20 protein-coding genes are annotated in these 20,450 nt (G+C 68.7%); 11 read left to right on the plus strand and 9 right to left on the minus strand.

What is annotated here, in order from left to right; genetic code table 11:
* Positions 1-6 precede the first annotated feature (6 nt).
* On the plus strand, positions 7-2,220 hold the full coding sequence (locus tag ACFWZ1_RS11715) for a putative bifunctional diguanylate cyclase/phosphodiesterase (protein ID WP_439666526.1): 2,214 nt from the start codon (positions 7-9) through the stop codon (positions 2,218-2,220).
* Between the two features lie 44 nt (positions 2,221-2,264).
* Here ACFWZ1_RS11715 and ACFWZ1_RS11720 read toward each other — a convergent pair whose 3' ends face one another.
* Positions 2,265-3,533 (minus strand): diguanylate cyclase domain-containing protein, encoded by a 1,269-nt coding sequence (locus ACFWZ1_RS11720; RefSeq protein ID WP_439666527.1) that lies wholly within the window; start codon positions 3,531-3,533, stop codon positions 2,265-2,267.
* Positions 3,534-3,688: 155 nt separating this feature from the next.
* On the opposite strand from ACFWZ1_RS11720, the gene ACFWZ1_RS11725 reads away from it, so the two are divergent.
* On the plus strand, positions 3,689-5,719 hold the full coding sequence (locus ACFWZ1_RS11725) for a diguanylate cyclase (RefSeq protein WP_439666528.1): 2,031 nt from the start codon (positions 3,689-3,691) through the stop codon (positions 5,717-5,719).
* A 14-nt stretch (positions 5,720-5,733) separates the two neighbouring features.
* On the opposite strand, the gene ACFWZ1_RS11730 is transcribed toward ACFWZ1_RS11725, so the two are convergent.
* A complete protein-coding gene (locus ACFWZ1_RS11730) occupies positions 5,734-8,328 on the minus strand; it encodes a response regulator (protein ID WP_439666529.1) in 2,595 nt (864 codons plus the stop codon).
* 345 nt (positions 8,329-8,673) lie between these two features.
* On the opposite strand from ACFWZ1_RS11730, the gene ACFWZ1_RS11735 reads away from it, so the two are divergent.
* Complete coding sequence (locus ACFWZ1_RS11735; RefSeq protein ID WP_439666530.1) at positions 8,674-9,573, plus strand: NAD(P)/FAD-dependent oxidoreductase; 900 nt, start codon at positions 8,674-8,676, stop codon at positions 9,571-9,573.
* 36 nt (positions 9,574-9,609) lie between these two features.
* Here the strand turns inward: ACFWZ1_RS11735 and ACFWZ1_RS11740 are convergent, their stop codons facing one another.
* Together ACFWZ1_RS11740 and ACFWZ1_RS11745 are read right to left on the minus strand one after the other, a co-directional pair.
* Positions 9,610-10,455, minus strand: coding sequence for a DUF3014 domain-containing protein (locus tag ACFWZ1_RS11740; protein ID WP_439666531.1), 846 nt, complete (start codon positions 10,453-10,455; stop codon positions 9,610-9,612).
* 84 nt (positions 10,456-10,539) lie between these two features.
* Complete coding sequence (locus ACFWZ1_RS11745; RefSeq protein WP_439666532.1) at positions 10,540-11,238, minus strand: VIT1/CCC1 transporter family protein; 699 nt, start codon at positions 11,236-11,238, stop codon at positions 10,540-10,542.
* Between the two features lie 169 nt (positions 11,239-11,407).
* Between ACFWZ1_RS11745 and ACFWZ1_RS11750 the strand changes: the two genes are divergently transcribed.
* A complete protein-coding gene (locus tag ACFWZ1_RS11750; RefSeq protein ID WP_439666533.1) occupies positions 11,408-11,752 on the plus strand; it encodes a hypothetical protein in 345 nt (114 codons plus the stop codon).
* Positions 11,753-11,965: 213 nt separating this feature from the next.
* On the opposite strand, the gene rplI is transcribed toward ACFWZ1_RS11750, so the two are convergent.
* From rplI to ACFWZ1_RS11770, 4 genes are all read right to left on the minus strand, one after another.
* Positions 11,966-12,415, minus strand: a complete 450-nt coding sequence (rplI, locus tag ACFWZ1_RS11755; protein WP_231320812.1) for a 50S ribosomal protein L9 — start codon at positions 12,413-12,415, stop codon at positions 11,966-11,968.
* A gap of 100 nt (positions 12,416-12,515) precedes the next feature.
* The gene (gene rpsR, locus ACFWZ1_RS11760; RefSeq protein ID WP_209619137.1) at positions 12,516-12,746 is read right to left on the minus strand and encodes a 30S ribosomal protein S18; all 231 of its coding nucleotides are present in this window, start codon (positions 12,744-12,746) and stop codon (positions 12,516-12,518) included.
* 17 nt (positions 12,747-12,763) lie between these two features.
* A complete protein-coding gene (gene rpsF, locus ACFWZ1_RS11765) occupies positions 12,764-13,198 on the minus strand; it encodes a 30S ribosomal protein S6 (RefSeq protein WP_439666534.1) in 435 nt (144 codons plus the stop codon).
* 219 nt (positions 13,199-13,417) lie between these two features.
* A complete protein-coding gene (locus ACFWZ1_RS11770; RefSeq protein WP_439666535.1) occupies positions 13,418-13,744 on the minus strand; it encodes a HesB/IscA family protein in 327 nt (108 codons plus the stop codon).
* 128 nt (positions 13,745-13,872) lie between these two features.
* Between ACFWZ1_RS11770 and asnS the strand changes: the two genes are divergently transcribed.
* The 7 genes from asnS to ACFWZ1_RS11805 all read left to right on the plus strand — a co-directional run bounded on the left by asnS (position 13,873) and on the right by ACFWZ1_RS11805 (position 20,013).
* Positions 13,873-15,288, plus strand: a complete 1,416-nt coding sequence (gene asnS / locus ACFWZ1_RS11775) for an asparagine--tRNA ligase (protein ID WP_439666536.1) — start codon at positions 13,873-13,875, stop codon at positions 15,286-15,288.
* Between the two features lie 5 nt (positions 15,289-15,293).
* Positions 15,294-16,085 carry a hypothetical protein gene (locus tag ACFWZ1_RS11780; RefSeq protein ID WP_439666537.1) on the plus strand — a complete coding sequence of 264 codons (792 nt, stop codon included), beginning with the start codon at positions 15,294-15,296 and terminating at the stop codon, positions 16,083-16,085.
* Positions 16,082-16,414, plus strand: coding sequence for a hypothetical protein (locus ACFWZ1_RS11785; RefSeq protein WP_231320818.1), 333 nt, complete (start codon positions 16,082-16,084; stop codon positions 16,412-16,414). Before ACFWZ1_RS11780 ends, ACFWZ1_RS11785 begins: the two co-directional genes overlap by 4 nt.
* A 118-nt stretch (positions 16,415-16,532) precedes the next feature.
* Positions 16,533-17,321: an SDR family oxidoreductase gene (locus tag ACFWZ1_RS11790; RefSeq protein WP_439666538.1), complete on the plus strand. Its 789-nt coding sequence runs from the start codon at positions 16,533-16,535 to the stop codon at positions 17,319-17,321.
* A 122-nt stretch (positions 17,322-17,443) separates the two neighbouring features.
* Complete coding sequence (locus ACFWZ1_RS11795) at positions 17,444-18,910, plus strand: aldehyde dehydrogenase (protein WP_439666539.1); 1,467 nt, start codon at positions 17,444-17,446, stop codon at positions 18,908-18,910.
* Positions 18,911-18,922: 12 nt separating this feature from the next.
* A complete protein-coding gene (gene can / locus ACFWZ1_RS11800; protein WP_231320821.1) occupies positions 18,923-19,591 on the plus strand; it encodes a carbonate dehydratase in 669 nt (222 codons plus the stop codon).
* Positions 19,588-20,013, plus strand: a complete 426-nt coding sequence (locus ACFWZ1_RS11805) for a RidA family protein (protein WP_231320823.1) — start codon at positions 19,588-19,590, stop codon at positions 20,011-20,013. Before can ends, ACFWZ1_RS11805 begins: the two co-directional genes overlap by 4 nt.
* Positions 20,014-20,066: 53 nt before the next feature.
* Here the strand turns inward: ACFWZ1_RS11805 and ACFWZ1_RS11810 are convergent, their stop codons facing one another.
* Entirely contained in the window at positions 20,067-20,264 is a 198-nt protein-coding gene (locus ACFWZ1_RS11810; RefSeq protein ID WP_231320825.1) for a hypothetical protein, read from the minus strand.
* Positions 20,265-20,450 lie beyond the last annotated feature (186 nt).

Here is a 20,450-nt window from a genome sequence, read left to right on the forward strand (position 1 = left end):
GGGAGCATGGTGGTTGACGCAAGCCCGATCACGTTCGGCTACTACACCGCCGCGCTGGTAGCGACCGCCGGCATCGCGCTCGCCTCGGGCACGCAGTTCGCCGTCGTCGGACTTTGGCGCCGGCGCGAGGCGATGTATCTCTCCTACGCGTCGCTGTGCCTGTGCATCGCGACCCTCGCCTTCGCCAATGCCCTGCTGCACACGGCGACCAGCCTGGCCATGGCCACCGGCGCGTTGCGTACCATGATCGGCTCGGCGGCGATTTCCTTCCTGCCTTTCGTGATCTTCATCCGCGCCTACACCGGCGGACCGCCGCAGCCACGGCTGCAACTGGCGGTGGGCGTGATGGCCAGCCTCTTCGTCTGGCTCAACCTGGCCCAGCCCGGCACTCTTTTCTTCACCCGGCTGGCGCCCGGCACGGGCATCGCCCTGCCCTGGGGCGAACGGCTGTACGACGTGGCCGGCACCGCCTCGCCGTGGGGTCTGCTGTTCCACGCGCTGACCTATGTCGCCTTCCTCTGGGCGCTGGCGCGCGCGGTGAAACAGATGCGCGGAGGCGAGGGCCTGCGCGGCGCGCTGCTGGCGATCTGCCTGCTGGCGCAATTCGCCGCGCTGCTCTGGGGCGACGTCGTGGTGGACGCGCTCGACCATCACTATCCCTACCTGGACGCCTTCTCGTTCCTGCCCTTCGTGTTGCTGATGGGTCTGTCGCTGGCCGCCCAATTGCACCAGCGCACGGTGCAGCTGGAACAGACCACGCGCCGGCTGGAAGCGGAAGCGCACACCCGTCGCGAGGCCGAGTTCAACCTGCGCCACGTTGCCTACCACGACAGCCTCACCGGGCTGCCCAACCGCCTGCGTGCGCTCGACCACCTGGCCGAGCTGCATGCCGACACGCTGGCGCGGGGCCAGCACGGCGCCGTGCTGCTGATCGACCTGGACAACTTCAAGACCATCAACGACGCGCTCGGACATCCGATCGGCGACCGCATGCTGGAGGCCATCGCCGACCGCCTGCTCGCCGCCGCGCCACCGGACGCGATGCTCGCGCGACTGGGCGGCGACGAGTTCGTGCTGGTGCTGGGCCCGTTGGCGGGCGCGCCCGCGGCGGTGCAGGCGCAGGCCGAGCAGGCGGCCGAACGCATGGTCGCGCGCCTGGCCGAGCCGGTGACGGTGGACAGCCGCATCCTGGCGGTCGGGGCCAGCGTGGGCGTGGCCTTGTTCCCCGCCGGCGAAGAGGGCGTGGCCGACCTGTTGCGCCGCGCCGACATCGCGCTCTATCGCGCCAAGGCCGCCGGGCGCAATACGGTGCGCCTGTTCCTGGAGCCGATGCAGCAGGAGGCGGACACCCGGCTGACGCTGGAACGCGGCCTGCGTACCGCGCTCGAACAGGACCGCATGCCCACGCAATTCGCCCTGCACTTCCAGCCGCAGGTCAACCGCCGTGGCGAACTGCTGGGCGCCGAGGCGTTGCTGCGCTGGCAGCATCCGCAACTGGGCGAGCTTTCGCCGTCGGTGTTCATTCCGCTGGCCGAGGAAACCGGGCTGATCCACGCGCTCGGCACCTGGGTGATCGGCCAGGCCTGCGCGCATATACGCGCCTGGGACCGCGACGGCGTGGCCTTCGGTGGCCGCCTGGCGGTGAACGTGAGCGCCTGGCAGCTCAACCATCCGCATTTCGCCGCGCAACTGGAGGCACAGGTACGCGCGGCCGGCATCGAGCCATCGCGGCTGACCCTGGAACTGACCGAGAGCGCGCTGCTGCAGGACTTCGACAGCGCGCTGGACACCCTCAACCAATTGTCCGAAACCGGCTTCCGGCTCGCGCTGGACGACTTCGGCACCGGGTATTCCTCGCTGAGTTACCTGCAGCGCCTTCCGCTGGATGTGCTCAAGGTGGACCGGGCCTTCGTCAGCGGACTGAGCCCGAACGCGGCCAATCCGCTGGCCAGCTTCATCATCGACGTGGCGCACCGCCTGGGCATCGCCGCCGTGGCCGAGGGCGTGGAAACCGTGCCGCAGCGCCTCGCCCTGGAACGGATCGGCTGCGATGGCCTGCAGGGTTTCCTGATCTGCCGGCCGGTGGACGAACCCGGCTTCCGCCGCTGGCTCGCCGAGCATCGGCAGGCGCGCACGCTGCCGCAGGCGCAACGCAACGTGCCCGATGCGCCGGAAGCGCGCGACCTGGCTTCGCGCGACAGGAATTCGTCGGGAGAGTAGGCGGTTGCCGGGGGCGCGGGCCACAGGGACCCGGACATCCGTGCTTACGCCATTTCCGGATCCACGTCCCCCTGTCCGCCGCGCTCGGCCAGCTTGCTGGCGTACATCGCGCGATCGGCCGCGGCATACAGGCGCGTTTCGTCCTGGCCGTCGTCGGGGTACAGCGCCAGCCCGATGCTCGCGCCGATCGACAGCTGCTGGCCCTGGAACTCGGTGCTCGCGTCGAAGGCGCGCGCCAGGCGTTCGGCACGCACCTGCGCGGCGGCACGATCGGCCACCTCGGGCAGGATCGCGGCGAACTCGTCGCCGCCCAGCCGGGCGAGCGTATCGCCCGCGCGGATGCCCTGCTGCAGGCGCTGCGCCACGAAGTGCAGCAGCGCATCGCCCGCCGCGTGGCCGAGCGTGTCGTTGATGCGCTTGAAGTCGTTGAGGTCGATGACCAGCATCGCGGTGCGCCCGCCGCTCTCGCGCGCACGCCGCAGCGCCTGCTCCAGCCGGTTCGCGAAGACGCGCCGGTTCGGCAGGCCGGTCAGCGCGTCGTGCTGGGATGCATGCTCGGCGTGGCCGATCTGCTCCTCCAGCAGCGTGAAGATCATGCCGGTAGCAACCAGGAACTTGGGCAGGTTCCATGCCTCGTTCTCGATGCCCCAGCCGGCCAGCCACGGAGCGAGCGCGGCGGCCACCGGAAATACCGCAGCCCAGGCGACGAAGCTCACCGTGGTGAACACCACGCCCACCGACGGTCCGACCGCGCCACGGTAGAAGCAGAACGCCACCGCCAGGTAGTGCCAGAACAGCATCCAGTCGAGCGCCCGGTCGATCGCGCCGTGCCAGGCGAACATGCCCTGCAGCGCATAGATTCCGACCACCACCGGCACGCACCAGGACGGCTTGCGCCGATCGCGCCGGAACACCCAGGCGGTCGAGGCCAGGCCCAATACGGTGCACAGGAGATAAGGGAAGCGCACTTCCGATCCGTAGGCAGCCAGCACGAAGAACGCCACGTCGGGCGTCGCCGCCAGCAACGTGACGCCCAGGTCCCGCCACCACGCCAGGCGGGCGTCGGAACCGGCCCAGACGAAGGCGACGCTGGCCAGCAGCAGCATCGACAGCGAGACGGCCAGCGCGGCGTCCGCCGCAGCTCCCGGCGCGAGATTGCGTTCGACGAACTGGGCCACGATGTGCACCAGGATCATCGCCCAACCGACCAGCCAGAGGCGCGGGCGCGTCTGCCGTGTCCGCCTGAGCAGTCCGGCGAAAACCAGCACCAGGCCGCCAATGGCGAGGAAGTCGGGGACGACAGACAGGTTCAAGCGTGTTTCTCCGCGCCGTGGGCAGGCGCGTTCGGCAAAAAGACTCCTGATCGCTTATCGGCCATGCGTGCGCAAGCTTGAATCGGCCCGCGGCAGGGCGCAACTGCACGCACGAGTCTGCTCAAGCGCCCGTCGGGCCCGGCCGATACAGGGCGATGAAGAGTCTCCTGCTGTTGTGCCTGTTCCTGTTGCTGCCGCTCCGCGCGGTCGCGGGCGAGCATCTGGAGGACGTGTTGCGCGACCAGCGGCTGCACGGGTTCCGTTCGGTGGCTGCTGCGATGGAGCGCCTGCGCAATGTCGATGACGCGCCGGGGCCGGACGCGCCGCTGGACCGGCGCTGGCGCTACCAGAGCGCCATGCTCGATCTCGCTCTGGGGGGCGATCAGGCTGCGTCGGTGAAGGCGAGCATGGCCGCCCTGGAAACCATGGCGACCGACGAGGGCTGCGTCCGCTGCCGCTTCGACGTGCTGCTGGCCAGAGCCCAGCTTGCCGTACGCGCCTCCACGCCGGCTGCGGGCCGGCCCCATCTCGACCAGGCTGCCGCCCTGCTGGCGCGATTGCATGACGATGGCGCACGCGAGGCCCTGTTGACCGCCCAGGCTTGGAACGGCGCGGTGGACGGGCGCTTCAACCAGTCCATCGAACTGGCCCTGGAGGCCTACGCGCTGGCAGCTCACCGCCACGACGAGGCGGCGCAGATCCGCCTGCTTGCCAGCATGATCGGCACGAATGCCGACCTGGGCGATCCCCGTCGTGCCATTCAGGTGGGCGAGGAGGCCTATGCACGCGCGGACGCGGTGAACTACCGGGCGCTCATGGGCACCATCGCCCTGGATCTTGGCCACGCCTATTCGCTGCTGGACGATCGTCCGCACCAGCGGGTCGCACTGGAACGTGCCCTGGCCATCTCCGAACACGACCCCGACCAGCTCGACACCCGGATCCTGGCGCTCAACAACCTTTCCGACTATTACCTCAGCCAGCCCGGGCAGGACCAACGCGTGCTCGACTATGCGCACGGGGCGGATGACCTTGCCCGCGCCGCCGGCAGCGAGATCGACCGCGCCGCACCGCTGGCCAACATTGGCATCGCGCTCGGCCGGCAAGGCAAGCTCGATGAAAGCGTGGCCACGCTGCGGCAGGCCATCGACATCGCCGAGCGCCACGGCAACACGACCTACGTCATCGGCATCACGCAGGAGCTGGTGCGGATCCTGGAAGGTGCCGGTCGCGACCGGGAAGCGCTGGCGCAATTGCACAAGGCCGACGCGCTGGAGGCCGATCTCACCCGCCAACAGCGTGAAAAGGCAGTGCTGGACCTGCAGGAGAAATATGCGGCCGAGCGCAAGGGCCAGCAGATCGCCCAGCTGTCGGCGCAGAACCAGCTCAAGCAGGCCCAGCTGGCTGCCGAGGGCTGGCGCAATCGCCTGTGGATCGCGCTGGCCGTCATGCTCGCACTGGGTTCGGTATGGCTGATGCATTCGATACGGCGTGCTCGCCAGGCCAATCGCCGTCTGGCCCGGCAGTCCTCGATCGATCCATTGACCGGCGCGTACAACCGGCGGCATACGCAAGGGCTCCTCGATCGCCTGCAGCAGCCGGTGCGCCGGCGCGCGGACGACAGCGCATGGAATGACGGCACCGGCCTGATGATCCTGGACCTCGATTTCTTCAAGCACATCAACGATGGCTGGGGACACGCCGCCGGCGATGCCGTGCTCGTCGCGGTCGCGCAACGCCTGCGCGGCCTGCTGCGCCAGGGCGACGCGATCGCGCGCTGGGGTGGCGAGGAGTTCGTGCTGGTGCTGCCCGACACGCCCGCCGGCGCGTTGCCGGCGCTCGCCCGTCACGTGCTGCACGCGATCGGCGACGCCCCGGTGATAGTCGCCGGCCAGGCGTTGATCGTCACCGCCTCGATCGGCGCGGTGAGCTTTCCGGCAAGCCCGGGCCAGGGTTGGGAGGCCGCCCTGGGCCTGGCCGATCTGGCGCTGTACCAGGCCAAGGCCAGCGGCCGCAATCGCGCCTTCTGCGTGACTCGCGTCTCGGCCGATGCCGAGTCCTCGCGGCTGGCCCGCGACCTGGCCAAGGCGCGCGATGCCGGCGAGGTGGATCTGGAAATGGTGCCCGGCCCGCCCGCCCGTGAAGTTCCGGTCGCGGCCAGGGAACGCCTGGCGGTGTCGGCCTGAGGAGCGCGCGACGCTCATGCGCGGCGAGCCGGGGCATCCCGGCGGTCAGCACCAAGCATGTTCCGCACCTTGGCCAGCAGGTCCTCGTCGCGGAACGGTTTGCTGACGATGCGGTCGTCGCCGATGTCCTTGAAGGCACCGAAGTCCGCATAGCCGGTAAGGAACAGGACAGGCAGCGACGGCCGCTTGGCGTGCGCCTCGCGCGCCACCTCCGAGCCGTTCATGCCGGGCATGGCGTAGTCCATCAGCATCAGGTCGACCTCGCCTCCCTCGCGGTCGAGCACGTCCAGCGCCGAGCCGCCACTGCCGGCCTCGATCACTTCGTAGCCGCGCTCGGCGAGGATCGCCGCGGTGACCTCGCGCACGCCGGTATCGTCGTCGACTAGCAGGATGCACTGTCGCACCGCGCCCCCGGCCGGGTGCACCGGCGCGTGCGGCAGGTCCTCCGCCTGGACGATGGCACCGGTCGCGCGCGGCAGGTAAACCTTGACCGAGGTGCCTTCGCCGAGCCGCGTGGCGATCCGCACGCCGCCGCCGGACTGCTTGGCGAAGCCGTACACCTGCGCCAGGCCGAGCCCGGAACCCTTGCCGACCTCCTTGGTGGTGAAGAACGGCTCGAACGCCCGCGCGAGCACGTCCGGCGCCATGCCGCTGCCGTGATCGGTCACCGCGACCATCACGTAATCGCCCGGCGCGGGCTCCTCCGGCCGCGAAGCCAGGTCGTGCAAGGAGACGTTCGCCGTTTCGACGATCAGCTCGCTGCCCACGGCCGACGCATCGCGCGCGTTGATCGCCAGGTTGAGGATCACCAGTTCGATCTGCGTCGGATCGACCAGCGCCGACCACAAGCCGGATTGCAGCTTCATGGTCAGCTGCACCGAGCCTCCCATCGAGCTCTGCAACAGGTCGCGCATGCTGGCGACGATGCCATTGAGGTCCACCGCCTTGGCCTCCAGCCGCTGCCGTCGCGAGAACGCCAGCAACTGCGCGGTCAGCTTGGCGCCGCGCGAGGCGGCGTCCTTCATGTAGGTCAGCCGTTGGCCAATCCGCGGGTCGTCTTCGAGCTTTTCGGCGCATACCCGCTCGAGCATGCTGATGTTGCCGGTGATGACCGTCAGCAGGTTGTTGAAGTCGTGCGCCACGCCCGAGGTGAGCTGGCCGACCGCCTCGAGCCGCTGCATCTGGCGCAGCGTGGCCTCCACCCGCTCTCGCTCCTCGATCTGGGCCAGCAGCTGGCGATTGGTCGCGGCCAGTTCGGCGGTGCGCTCGGCCACGCCACGCTCGAGCGCCTCCTGCGCATGGTGTTCGAGCGTGCGGTCGCGCAACACCTTGAGGTAGCCGAGCAGCCGGCCGCCACCATTGCGCAGCGGCATCATCAACGCGCTGGAGAAGAAGCGCGAGCCGTCCTTGCGCACGCGCTGGCGATCGGTCTGCGCGCGCCCGGTCTCGGCGGCGCACTTCATTTCCTCTTCCAGCACACCCTGGTTGCGATCCTCCGGCGTGAAAATGATATCGATCCGTTTGCCCAGTACCTCGTCCTCCCGCCACCCCAGGAGCCGTTGCGCGCCGGGGTTCCAGAGCGTGATCCGCCCTTCCAGGTCGAGCGTCAGGATGCCGTAGCCGGTGGTGCTTTCGAGAATCAGCTTGAGCCGGTTGCTGGTCGCGCGCAGCGCGGACTCGGCGCGCGCGCGCTCGACGTTGGCCCAGGTGCGCTCGGCCACCTCGCGCACGACCGCCTCGTCCTCGTCCGTCCATCGCCGCGGCTCGCGTTGCTGTACCGAAAGAAAGGCGGCCAGCCGGCCGCCCTTGACCAGCGGCACGGTCAGGCTCGCACGCAGGCCGCCGAGCGCGTTGTGCACCTTGGCCGCCTCCGGATCGACCCGCGGGTCATCGAAGGGGTCGTCGACGCGGATGGCGACGCCGGTCAGCGCTTCGGCGATCAGCCTCGGCCCGAACTCGGACAGGCGGTGCCGGCCCACGCCAGTGGGCATGCCGCCACGGGTCCAGTCACGCTCGACGGTGAAATATTCGCCGGTCTCGTCCACTTCGCAGTAACCCACGCGATCGGCCCGCAGGTGCCAGCCCAGCCTGCGCGCGGCAGCGGCCATCACGTCCCGCGGGTCGGTCAGGTCGCGCAGGGTGTCGCCCAGCCGCGTGCGGAAGCGCAGGCGCCGGTCGGCCAGCACGCGCTGGGTGGTCTCGATCGCTTCATTGATCAGTCCCTGCACCTGCCCGCCTTCGTCGCGGACCGGGCCGATCCAGTAGTCGAAATAGGCGACCTCGCGAAAACCGTCCCGTTCCAGGAGGAAACGCGCATCGCGGAAACATCTGGGCCGGCCGTCAAGGACGTGTTGGATCACCGGCTCGGTGATGTCGGGCGCTTCCGGCCAGACTTCGCGGAAGGGCCACCCCAACGCCTCCGGCTTGCTGCCCAGCAGCGGTCGGTACGCATCGTTGTAGAGGCAGGTCAGCTCCGGGCCCCAGCCAAGTGCGATCGGCAGTTCGCTCTCCAGCATCATCGATACGAGCGTGCGCAGCGAACCCGGCCATCGCTCGAACGGGCCCAGCGGGGTGGTGGACCAGTCGAAAGAGCGGATGCTCGCCGCCATCTCGCCGCTACCGGCTATGAAATCGCCCCCTGCTGATGCTGGCGTGGAGGATCCTGGCAAGCGCACTCCTCGCGAGCCTCCCTGCGCGCCGGGCTGGTGATTGGAAGTGTCGGTTTCCGGCAGTTCGTGCGATCCGTGTCGACTCCCCGCGCGCCGCCCGCGCGACCCACCAAGGCAGTCGGGGGCCCGCCGCAGGCCGCAACCTGTGACGCAAGTCACACTATCGGTCTCCCACTGTCGCCGCGTTGGCAAGGGTCCGTGAGGGCGCTGTCTCGTCGTGCCCGCTGCAGCCGGATAGGGCTTCACGCGCCGGCCACCCATGCTGGCGCCCCATGGCGCACCCGCATGTCCGAACAAATGCTCGATTGCCTGATCGTGGGGGCCGGCCCGGCCGGCCTCACCGCGGCTACCTATCTGGCCCGCTTCCGACGCCGCATCCTGGTGGCCGACGCGGGAGCCAGCCGTGCGCGATGGATCCCGGCAAGCCACAACTGCCCGGGGTTTCCGTTCGGCGTGGCCGGCAACGAGTTGCTGGCGCGCTTCCGGCTGCAGGCACAGGCCTACAACGTGCCGGAAGTACGCACGCGCATCACCCAGCTCGACCGCCACCCGGACGGCTTTACCGCCAGCGACGGCCAGCGCCACTGGCACGCGCGCACGGTGATGCTGGCCACCGGCGTGGTCGACCGGCTGCCGTCGCTGGAGGGCGTGGAGGACGCGATCGCCGCCGGCACCGTGCGCCTGTGCGCGGTCTGCGACGCCTACGAGGCGCGCGACGACGTGATCGGCGTGTTGGGGCCGGCCGACACGGCGATCGGACACGCGGCGTTCCTGCGCACCTTCTCCCGCCAGGTCTGTGCACTGGTCGCGGACGACTCACCGCTGGACGAGCCGATGCAGCGGCGCGCGACCGACTGCGGCGTGCAGCTGTGGCCTGGCCCGCAACGCCTGGAACTGATCGACGGAGCCTGCCAGGCTTTCTTTGCCGACGGCCGCCGGCTGCGGCTGGAAACGCTCTATCCGGTGCTCGGCGCCGACGCGCAGTCGGAGCTCGCATCGGCGCTCGGTGCCCGGTTGGACGACGAGGGCGCGCTTGTGGTGGACGATCACCTCGAGACCAGCGTGCCGGGCATCTATGCCATCGGCGACGTGGTCAGCGCGCTGAACCAGATCAGCGTTGCGGTGGGCCATGCGGCTATCGCCGCAACCACCGTCCACCGGCGCCTTCCGCCCAACCACTGCTAGGAAACCACGTAGGGTGGGCTGGAGCCACCCTACCCTTCATCGTGCCGACGCGGTGCCGGCCGGCAGCGTGGCGCCGGTGAGCAGATCGCGGATCTGCCGCAACTTCGCCTTCACCTTCGCCTCGTCGTCCGCGCCCAGGCGCATCAGCAGTTTCTGTCCCGCCGAGCGCGCCTCCAGGCCTGGGTCGGCATAGCGGTAGAACACCTTCGGCTGCACCAGCGTCAACGGCGCATCCGGCACCGGCGCGGCCAGCATGTCGTCGATGGCCACCACCAGGCGATCGTTGAAATAGCCCTTCGGATAGCCCAGGTCGCGGTAGGCCTGCTGGAACAGCGGATAGTGCGCGACGTACCAGGCCACCAGCGCCTTGGGGTCGGCGCCCTCGAGCACCTGCATGTACGGCGCATAGCGCTCGGCATTGCGCGGGCTCAGCGTGACCGCGCCATCGGTCTGCTCGACCAGGAACGCGCCCTTGGGCGTCTTCAGCGGCAGGATGTTGGTGCCCACGCTCTGGCGCGGCAATGCGTCGACCGTGGCCACCACGCGACGGACGATCTGGTCACGCTGCAGCAGCCCGTCGAGCGAGTGGCCGCCCAGCGACAGCAGCGCGCTGGCAACGTCGGTATCGCTGGCGTCCAGCGCCGGCAGCGGCGCGGTCGTGGCCGGCGCCGGGCCGGCCTGTGCAATGGGATGCTGGACCGCGGTGGACGCGGCGGCCGGGCCCGTACCGGCACTGCCGGGCATCGTCGACGTCGCCACCGGCGTGGGCTCGCCGCCGGCCTGGGTGGCCTTGCGCCAGATGACCACGGCTACCGCAATGGCCACGATCACCACCACGCCCGAGACCAGCCACGTACCGATCGAAGACTGCTTCTTTTTCAATTGCGCATCCCGCCGTGTGATTTGCCTTCTCCCTGCATAACGCCGGTGGGCGCGATGTGCAACCCGCGCGACGGTGGCCGGCGCTCAGGGAGCCGCGCCGAACAGCATGCCCGCGCCGGTCGTCACGCCCATCGCCAGCGCACCCCAGAATGCGATGCGCATCGCCCCGACGCCGGTCGCGGCGCCACCCATCCGCGCAGCCGCGGCACCGAGCAGCGCCAGGCAGGCGAGCGATATGGCGAACACCAGGGCCAGCTGCATCGACGCGGGCACCAGCGCCGCCACCAGCAGGGGGACCATGGCGCCGATCGCGAAACTCGCCGCCGAGGCTGCGGCCGCCTGCAGCGGGCGGGCGCGGAATACCTCGGTGATGCCCAGTTCGTCACGTGCGTGGGCATCGAGCGCGTCATGCGCCATCAACTGTTCGGCAACCTGCCGCGCCAACGCAGGTTCGAGTCCGCGGCCCACGTAGATGTTCGCCAGTTCGCGGTGCTCGGCATCCGTGTCGGTGGCCAGTTCCTCGCGTTCGCGGGCGAGCTCGGCCTGTTCGCTGTCGGCCTGCGAATGCACGGAGACATACTCGCCCGCCGCCATCGACATCGCCCCGGCCACCAGTGCGGCGACCCCGGCAAGCAGCACCGCGTGACGGTCGGCGTGCGCGGCCGCCACGCCCATCAGCAGGCTGGCGGTGGAGACGACGCCGTCATTGGCGCCCAGCACGGCGGCGCGCAGCCAACCCATGTGGCCGGTCCGGTGGCGTTCGGGGTGATGATGGCGGCGCATAGGCGCTCCTCGGAGGCGGGTGACGCGAGCATACCGTTGCCAGCCTTCGCCCAACCGCTGGTGGCGAGTGCCGCCCCGACCCGGGCGGCAGGCACACCGCTGCGGCCGGTTCCACGACGTGATCACTGCCCGATGGGCAGCATGGGGCCAGTTTCGCGGAGGCGTCCCCATGTCCCGATCGACCCCACCGACCGGCCCCGGTCAAGGCAAGACAACCAGCAATCCCGCCATCAGCGGTGCCGGCACCGGCATGGGCGCGGGCAATGCGTCTGGCCCCGATGTCGTTGGCGGCGTGCAGGCCGGCACTGTCAACGATGCCGCGCAGGGTGGCAGCACTGGCGACGCGGCCGACCCAAGCCTGGGCAGCGGCATGGTGGTGCCCGAGCGGGGCAACCGGATGGGTGACGCCGCCACGGCGGGTGCCCCCGGCATGGATGAAAAGCCGCTGGGTATCGGCGGTGCGCCGATCGAACCGGACGACCCTTCCTACAAGCGATCACGCGCTGGGCGCTGACGTCCGGAGTCCCGCAGCACGTGCCCGCGCACTTGCAGGAGCGCCCTGAGTGCGACCGCCTTGCCACATCGACAACCACGGTCACGGCTACGGACGCGCCTGAACAGACCGCACCACCAGCTGGCATGCGATCTTTCCCGCACGCTGGTGAAGAACTCAAAACAAGACGGGCGCCCTAAGGCGCCCGTCCGTTTACCGCGGTGACGAATCGGCTTACTTCTCGCCGACCACGATCACCTTGACCTGCGTCTGCACGTCGGCGTGCAGGCTGATCACGACGTCATACTCGCCGGTGTTGCGGATCGGGCCTTCGCCCTGGATCACTTCGCCCTTGCCGACCTTGTGGCCGGCCGCTTCCAGCGCCTCGGCGATTTCGCGCGGGCCGACCGAGCCGTACAGCTTGCCTTCCGGGCTGGCGTGCGCGGTGATGGTCACCTCGGCGCCTTCCAGCTTGGCCTTGCGCGACTCCGCTTCGGACAACAGGTTGTTGGCCTTGGCTTCGTACTCGGCGCGGCGCTTCTCGAAGGCTTCGAGGTTGGCAGCGGTGACCGGCACGGCCTTGCCCTGCGGCAGCAGGTAGTTGCGGCCGTAACCCGGCTTGACCTTGACCTTGTCGCCCAGGTTGCCGAGGTTGCGGACTTTCTCGAGAAGAATCAGTTCCATGGGTCTTTCCTTTCGTTAGCGCCGGTGAGGCCGGCGCAGCCGTGGACGGTTGTCCGAAGTTGCGTCTGCCCTTCTTCCCCGGAAGGAAGAAGGATCAAGCTCAGACGTCGTGGTTGTCGGTGTACGGCAGCAGCGCCAGGAAGCGGGCACGCTTGATGGCGGTGGCCAGCTGGCGCTGGTAGCGCGCCTTGGTGCCGGTGATGCGGCTGGGAACGATCTTGCCGTTCTCGGTGACGTACTGGCGCAGCGTGTTGAGATCCTTGTAGTCGATCTCCTTCACGTCTTCGGCGGTGAAGCGGCAGAACTTGCGGCGGCGGAAGAACTTGGACATGGGTATGTGCTCCTGGATCAGTCGCTGTCGCGATCGTTGTCGCGGTCATCGCGCTCGCGGCGCGCCGGACGCTCGTCACCGTCGCCATCGTCGTCGCGGCGACGCGAGGACTTGGCGTCATCCTTTTCCTTGGACTTCAGGATGAAGGACGGCTCGGTGTCGGCCTCGTCGCGCTTGACGACCAGGTGACGCAGCACCGCGTCGTTGAAGCGGAAACCGGACTCGAGCTCGTTCAGCGCGTTCTGGCCCACTTCGATGTTGAGCATGACGTAGTGCGCCTTGGCCAGGTTCTCGATCGGGTAGGCCAGCTGGCGGCGACCCCAATCCTCGAGACGGTGGACCTTGCCGCCGTCGGCCTCGATCAGCGCCTTGTAGCGGTCGATCATGGCCGGGACCTGCTCGCTCTGGTCAGGGTGGACCAGGAACACGATTTCGTAATGACGCATGGTCATTGTGGTGTTGGCTCCTTGTGGATGCGGCCCCGAGGGGCCTCGCAGCCTCCCGCGCGCGGCGGTGAGGCAAGTACCCGTCCGCGCCGATCGGGCATGGACAGAAGCGGAAGTGTATCGCGACGCGGCGGGTGGCGTAAAGCGGACGTGATTCCGCGGGCCGTTGGGCGCGGCCAACGACGCATGACGGTCGAGGGCTCCCCTATGGGGAAACCGTGCCGTTCAGCCGACGGTGAAGCTTTCCCCGCACCCGCACTCCCCCGTGGCATTGGGATTGTGGAACACGAATGCAGCGTTGAGACCCTGGCGGCGGAAATCGATCACCGTGCCCTCCACCATGGGCAGGCTCTTGGCATCGATGATCAGGCGGATCCCATCCACCTCCATCGCCTGGTCGTCCGGGCGCGCGTCCTCGGCCAGGTCCACCACATAAGCGAAGCCGGAACAGCCAGTGCGCTTGACGCCAAAGCGAACGCCCACGGCGTTGGGCGTCTGGGCGAGGAACTGGCGGATGCGCTCGCGGGCGGGGGGAGTGATCGAGATGCTCATGGGCGCCTGAAGGTGAAGTAGGTCGCGGGCCTACATTATCATGTCGGTTTGCCCCGGCGCGCCGAGTACGGCGCGCGAATCGAACACGACAGCGTCCAGATGCGGCGCGCGCGCAGGAGTTTCAACCCATGGCGGTAGTCAGCCCGACCTTGTCTAGCGTGAAGCAGGCCCTTTCGGGCGCCATCGAAGCCGGCAGCACCGTGACCGTTCGCGGCTGGGTGCGCACGCGGCGCGATTCCAAGGCGGGCCTGTCCTTCGTCAACGTCAGCGACGGCTCCTGCTTCGATCCGATCCAGGCGGTGGCGCCGGCCACGCTGGCCAATTACGAGAGCGAGATCCGGCACCTGACCGCCGGCGCCGGCGTGATCGTCACCGGCACGCTGGTGCCCTCGCAGGGCAAGGGCCAGGCGTTCGAGATCCAGGCGACCGACGTGGACGTCACCGGCCTGGTGGACGACCCGGAAACTTACCCGATCCAGCCCAAGCAGCACTCCATGGAGTTCCTGCGCGAAGTCGCCCACCTGCGCCCGCGCACGAATCTGTTCGGTGCGGTCACCCGCGTGCGCCACACGATGATGACGGCGATCCACCGCCACCTGACGTCCGAAGGCTTCTTCTGGATCAACACGCCGATCATCACGACGTCCGATGCCGAAGGCGCGGGCGACATGTTCCGCCTGTCCACGCTGGACCTGGCCAACCTGCCGCGCACGCCCGAGGGCAAGATCGACTTCCGCAAGGATTTCTTCGGGCGCGAGGCATTCCTGACCGTCTCCGGCCAGCTCAACGTCGAGGCCTATTGCCTGGCGATGAGCAAGGTCTACACCTTCGGCCCGACCTTCCGCGCGGAGAACTCCAACACGCCGCGCCACCTGGCCGAGTTCTGGATGATCGAGCCGGAGATCGCCTTCGCCGACCTCGCCGCCGACGCCGATTGTGCCGAGCGTTTCCTCAAGGCGATCTTCAAGGCGGTACTGGACGAGCGCGCCGACGACATGGCGTTCTTCGCCGAGCGCGTGACGCCGGACGCCATCGCGCGCCTGGAGAACTTCATCGCCCAGCCGTTCGAGCGCATCGACTACACCGACGCGATCGAGATCCTCAAGAACTCGGGCCAGAAGTTCGAATACCCGGTCGCCTGGGGCGTGGACCTGCAGACCGAGCACGAGCGTTACCTCGCCGAGAAGCACGTCGGCCGTCCGGTGGTGGTGATGAACTATCCCGAGGCGATCAAGGCCTTCTACATGCGCTTGAACGACGACGAGAAGACCGTCGCGGCGATGGACGTGCTGGCGCCGGGCATCGGCGAGATCATCGGCGGCAGCCAGCGCGAGGAGCGGCTGGACTACCTCGACCGGCGCATGACCAAGTTCGGCCTGGATCTCGACACCTACAGCTGGTACCGCGACCTGCGCCGCTACGGCACCGTCCCGCACGCCGGCTTCGGACTGGGCTTCGAGCGCCTGCTGTGCTATGTGTGCGGCCTCTCCAACATCCGCGACGCCATCCCCTACCCGCGCGCCGCCGGATCTGCTGATTTCTGATCGCCATGCACCGTCGCCTTCCGCTGACTCTCCTGCTGGTCGCCCTCACCTTGCTGCTTGGCGCATGCCACAGCGTCAAGGTGCTGGTGCCGCCGAACCTGCGCGCGCCGACCGACTCCGGCAATGCGCTGGCGCAGGCCAAGTTGCAGTTGCAGCAGGCCACGCCCTGCTGCGGCAGCTTCGCGGACTTTTCCTACCTGACGCCGCTGCCGTGGCGCCCGAAGAAGTTCGAACTGGGCCCCGGCAGCATGGTGGCCAGCTTGAATGGCGTGCGCAGCTACTTCCTCGCCTTCCGCCTGCCCACCGACGTCAAGCTGCCCTACCGGGTCGCGCTGAAATCCGAATTGAACGGCCGCTGGCTGCACTCGAGCTATCTGTTCGCGCCGACCACCGTGCTGCTGGATGCCGCGTTCCAGCCGGTCGACTCGCAGGACATCCCGCTGTGCGAGTACATGGGCTGGAGCAGCGCCACCACCGGTGCCTTCGGCCAGCTCAAGGTGACCAGCGACAAGGCCCGTTACCTGGTGGTCTACAGCTCGGCCGACCAGCAGGCCAGCGATACCTACTGGGAGCAGTCACCGGCCACGTTCTCGGCCGAGGCGCCGGTGCGCATGACCTCCAACGGCAGCTTCCGCATCCCGCACGGGCCTGACGGCACGATCTGGATCGGCATGATGAACGAGACCTACGCCAAGGCGGTGGAAAACGGGATCTGCGACAAGGCGCCCGAAGGCAAGGGCCTGCTCAACACGCTGCGCACCGCCCTGCCCACGCACTGGAGCAAGAGCGGCACGTGAACCCCCTCGTCGAACTTTACCTGTTGCTCCTGACCGGCGGCATCGCCTGCTTCGTGCTGTATTACCTGGCGCAGTACCGCATCGCCCGGCTGTTGCGCGAGCGTCACCCGCAGCAGTGGAAGATCATTGCCGAGCCCGAGCAGGGGCGACCCAGCGGCATGCGCACCTGGATGCGCATGCAGCACGTGCTGCGCTCCTCGCAACCGCGCCTGCCGGAGCTGCTGCAGGACGATGCGATCACCCGCTGGTTCGGCCTGTGGCGGGTCTCGCCGTGGCTGGCCTGGGGCTGCTGGTTCGCCGCGATGTTCCTGCAGTGGAAGGCGCGCTGACCCCGTCCCGACCCTCATAGGTACGGTTGCGGGCGGCACTTTCAGGTGCAGGGCCAGAAAGACTTCTCTCCCTCGGCGGCATCCTCGCAACATCACGTCCAATCCAAGGAGGCATGCGATGCAACTGGATCTCACGGGCCGTCATGCACTGGTCTGTGGCGCCTCGCAGGGCATCGGCCGCGCCAGCGCCATCGAACTGGCCGAATTGGGCGCGACCGTCACCCTGCTCTCGCGCTCGCCTGGTCCGCTGGAAGAGCTGGCCGGCCAACTGCCGCGTCCGCGCGAACAGGACCACCGCTGGCAGGCGGTCGACATGCTCGACACCACGCGCCTGCAGGGCGTGGTCACCGACATCGCCGCGATCGGCCCGGTGCACATTCTGGTCAACAACAGCGGAGGCCCGCCCGGCGGCCCGGCGAACACCGCCGACCCGGCCGCGTTCGAGGCCGCCTTCCGCCAGCACCTGATCGCCGGCCAGGCAATGGTGCAGGCCCTGCTGCCGGGCATGCGCGAGGCCGGCTACGGCCGGATCGTCAATGTCATCTCGACCTCGGTGAAGGAACCGATCCCGAACCTGGGCGTGTCCAACACCGTGCGCGCGGCGGTCGCCGCCTGGGCCAAGACGCTCTCCGGCGAACTGGCCGCCGATGGCATCACTGTCAACAACGTGCTGCCCGGCTACACCCGCACCGGCCGGCTGGACAGCTTGCTGGGCACGCAGGCGAAGAACAGCGGCCGCAGCGAGGACGACATCGCGCACGACCTGATGGCGACCGTTCCCGCGCGCCGCTTCGGCGAACCCGCCGAGGTCGCCGCGGTGATCGCCTTCCTCTGTACGCCGGCCGCCGCCTACGTCAACGGCGTCAGCATCGCTGTCGACGGCGGTCGCACGCGCGCGCTGAGCTAGCTCGCCAGGTGGGCTTCGGCCCGCCAGCTCTCCGCACGGCGGGTTGATGCCCATTCCACGAAGGCGTGTGCATACGCCTCCGTCCGGTGCAATCCCTCGTCCCAGGTCGTAAGCTTGTCCGGATGCCTTCCTTGCGCCTCGCCAACCTGATCGACGGCCGCCTCGTGGCTCCCAGGGCCGACCGCTGGCTCGACGTGTACGAACCGGCCACCGGCGAAGTCTTCGCGCACTGCCCCGATTCCGACGCCAACGACGTCGCCGATGCCGTAGCCGCCGCACATCGCGCCGCACCCGCCTGGGCGCACACGCCGGTCGAACAGCGCGCCCGGCTGATGAACCGCCTGGCCGACCTGATCGAGCAGAACCTGGATGCCTTCGCCGCGCTCGAATCGCGCGACAGCGGCAAGCCGCTCACGCTGGCACGCAACCTCGACATTCCGCGCGCGGTCAGCAACCTGCGCTACTTCGCCGCCGCGATCCAGGGCTGGGACAGCCAGTCGCACGCCATGGCGCTCGGCCAGCCGGGCATCGGCGCGGTCAACTACACATTGCGCCAGCCGCTGGGCGTGGTCGGCTGCATCAGCCCGTGGAACCTGCCGCTGTACCTGTTCACCTGGAAGATCGCGCCCGCGCTCGCCGCCGGCAACACTGTGGTGGCCAAACCCTCGGAAATCACGCCCTGCACCGCCGCACGCCTGGCCGAGCTCAGCATCGAGGCGGGCTTCCCGCCCGGCGTGCTCAACATCGTGCAGGGTCGTGGCCCGAGCGTGGGACAGCCGCTGGTCGAACACCCGCAGGTCAAGGCAATCTCTTTCACCGGCAGCACCGCGACCGGCGCGACGATCGCCGCCGCCGCGGCGCCGCGCTTCAAGAAAGTGTCGCTGGAGATGGGCGGCAAGAATCCGGCCCTCGTGTTCGCCGACGCGGACCTTTCCGACGCCAACCTCGACACGATCGTGCGCTCGGGCTTCGCCAACCAGGGCGAGATCTGCCTGTGCGGATCGCGCCTGCTGGTGCAGCGCTCGATCTACGAGCGTTTCCGGGAACGCTATCTGGAACGCGTGCGGCAACTGGTGGTGGGCGATCCGGACGAACCCTCCACGCACCTCGGCGCGCTGGTCTCCCAGCTGCACTTCGACAAGGTGATGGGCTGCATCGCCCAGGCTCGAGCCGATGGCGCTACCGTGCTGTGCGGCGGTGAAGCGGTGTCCATGCCGGGCCGCTGCGCCAACGGCTGGTTCGTCGCTCCCACCGTGATCGAGGGGTTGTCCAACGCCTCGGCGACCAACCAGACCGAGATCTTCGGCCCGGTGGTGAGCCTCATTTCGTTCGAGGACGAAGCCGAGGCGGTCGCACTCGCCAACGACAGCCGCTATGGCCTGGCCGCGTCGCTGTGGACGCAGGACCTTTCCCGCGCCCATCGCGTCGCCGCCGCGCTCGACTTCGGCATCGTCTGGACCAACTGCTGGCTGCTGCGCGACCTGCGCACGCCGTTCGGCGGCGTGAAGCAGTCAGGCCTTGGCCGCGAAGGCGGCACCGAGGCGCTGGCCTTCTTCACCGAGCCAAAGAACATCTGCATCCGCTACTGATCGGGAAAAACCATGCCGCACACCCTCAAGGACCTGCTCGCCAACAACCGCCGCTGGGCCGCCAGCGTCACCGCCGCGGATCCGCACTTCTTCGAGCAGCTTTCGCAGCAGCAGGCGCCCAAGTATTTGTGGATCGGGTGCTCCGACTCGCGCGTGCCCGCCACGCAGATCGTCGACCTGCCACCGGGCGAGATCTTCGTCCACCGCAACGTGGCCAACGTCGTCGTGCACACCGACCTCAACGCGCTGAGCACCATCCAGTTCGCGGTGGACGTGCTCAAGGTGGAACACATCCTGGTGGTGGGCCATTACGGCTGCGGCGGCGTGGGCGCGGTGCTGCGCAAGGACAAGCTTGGCCTGATCGACAACTGGCTGCGCCACGTCAAGGACGTCGCCTTCAAGCATGAGGCCTCGCTGCAGCCGCAGGTCCCGTTCACGGAACGACACGAGCGTCTGTGCGAACTCAACGCCATCGAGCAGGCGCTCAACGTCTGCGGCACCAGCATCGTGCAGGACGCCTGGGAGCGCGGCCAGAAACTCACCGTGCACGCCTGGGTCTACGGCCTCACCGACGGCCACATGCACGATCTTGGGCTGATCGTCACCGGCCGCGAAGGCATGGCCGAGGCCTACCGCACCGCGCTGGACGGCATGGCAGAGCGCTGGCAGCAGAAAGCATGAGCGGGGGCATCCGCACCGAGGCGGCACCGGCGCCGGTGGGCGCCTATCCGCACGCGCGCAGGGTGGGCAACCTGCTGTTCCTCTCCGGGGTCGGCCCGCGCGAACCGGGCACGAACCGGGTGCCGGGAAACGTCCATGAGCACGACGGCAGCCTCGCCGCCTACGACATCGAGGCGCAATGCCGGCAGGTGTTCGCCAACGTACGCGCCGTGCTGGAAGCGAGCGGCGCGCGCTGGGAAGACCTGGTCGACGTGACCGTGTTCCTCACCGACATGGCGCGCGACTTCCCTGTCTACAACAAGCTTTACGCCGAGTACTTCGCCGGCGTCGACGCCTGCCGCACCACCGTGGGCATCGACGCCCTGCCGACGCCGATCGCGATCGAACTCAAGTGCATCGCGGCACTGCCCGCCGAGCACTGAAACAAAAGGCCCCGCCGGCAACGCCGACGGGGCCAACGACGGCATCGACCGGATTACTTGCCGGCAGCCGGCTTCTCCGCCGACTTCTTCATCGCCTTGTGGGCGTGATGATGATGGGTCATCGTCTTCTTCGGGGCCGCGGCCGCCTGCTCGGTCTTGGTCGCCGCCTTCGGGGCAGCGTCCTGGGCCAGCACAACACCGGAAAGAGCCACGCCCGCCACGAGCAGGGAAGCGATCACGAGCTTACGCATAAGGAAACCTCGGAACTGGAATGAGCCGCGGACCCGGCCGGAACCCGGCATCGCGGGCGGCGCGGCGGATGCACGATGCGGCGGCCGCCGGATACGGCGACTGAACATCCAGCCCCCGGACATGCACGCCGCGCGCATCGGCCCCTTGACTTGCGACGCGCCGCTTTTTTCGCGAAAAAACTTGCG

Source organism: Frateuria sp. GZRe14 (assembly GCF_051900395.1).
In the GTDB taxonomy this organism is placed as follows: Bacteria; Pseudomonadota; Gammaproteobacteria; order Xanthomonadales; family Rhodanobacteraceae; genus Frateuria_A; species Frateuria_A edaphi.

Bases quoted from the DNA above. Each gene is read 5' to 3' on its own strand.
- ACFWZ1_RS11715 (WP_439666526.1), top strand. From the start codon at position 7: ATGGTGGTTGACGCAAGCCCGATCACGTTCGGCTACTACACCGCCGCG.
- ACFWZ1_RS11725 (WP_439666528.1), top strand. From the start codon at position 3,689: ATGAAGAGTCTCCTGCTGTTGTGCCTGTTCCTGTTGCTGCCGCTCCGC.
- ACFWZ1_RS11730 (WP_439666529.1), bottom strand. From the start codon at position 8,328: ATGGCGGCGAGCATCCGCTCTTTCGACTGGTCCACCACCCCGCTGGGC.
- ACFWZ1_RS11735 (WP_439666530.1), top strand. From the start codon at position 8,674: ATGTCCGAACAAATGCTCGATTGCCTGATCGTGGGGGCCGGCCCGGCC.
- ACFWZ1_RS11745 (WP_439666532.1), bottom strand. From the start codon at position 11,238: ATGCGCCGCCATCATCACCCCGAACGCCACCGGACCGGCCACATGGGT.
- ACFWZ1_RS11750 (WP_439666533.1), top strand. From the start codon at position 11,408: ATGTCCCGATCGACCCCACCGACCGGCCCCGGTCAAGGCAAGACAACC.
- rplI (WP_231320812.1), bottom strand. From the start codon at position 12,415: ATGGAACTGATTCTTCTCGAGAAAGTCCGCAACCTCGGCAACCTGGGC.
- rpsR (WP_209619137.1), bottom strand. From the start codon at position 12,746: ATGTCCAAGTTCTTCCGCCGCCGCAAGTTCTGCCGCTTCACCGCCGAA.
- rpsF (WP_439666534.1), bottom strand. From the start codon at position 13,198: ATGACCATGCGTCATTACGAAATCGTGTTCCTGGTCCACCCTGACCAG.
- ACFWZ1_RS11770 (WP_439666535.1), bottom strand. From the start codon at position 13,744: ATGAGCATCTCGATCACTCCCCCCGCCCGCGAGCGCATCCGCCAGTTC.
- asnS (WP_439666536.1), top strand. From the start codon at position 13,873: ATGGCGGTAGTCAGCCCGACCTTGTCTAGCGTGAAGCAGGCCCTTTCG.
- ACFWZ1_RS11780 (WP_439666537.1), top strand. From the start codon at position 15,294: ATGCACCGTCGCCTTCCGCTGACTCTCCTGCTGGTCGCCCTCACCTTG.
- ACFWZ1_RS11790 (WP_439666538.1), top strand. From the start codon at position 16,533: ATGCAACTGGATCTCACGGGCCGTCATGCACTGGTCTGTGGCGCCTCG.
- ACFWZ1_RS11795 (WP_439666539.1), top strand. From the start codon at position 17,444: ATGCCTTCCTTGCGCCTCGCCAACCTGATCGACGGCCGCCTCGTGGCT.
- can (WP_231320821.1), top strand. From the start codon at position 18,923: ATGCCGCACACCCTCAAGGACCTGCTCGCCAACAACCGCCGCTGGGCC.
- ACFWZ1_RS11805 (WP_231320823.1), top strand. From the start codon at position 19,588: ATGAGCGGGGGCATCCGCACCGAGGCGGCACCGGCGCCGGTGGGCGCC.
- ACFWZ1_RS11810 (WP_231320825.1), bottom strand. From the start codon at position 20,264: ATGCGTAAGCTCGTGATCGCTTCCCTGCTCGTGGCGGGCGTGGCTCTT.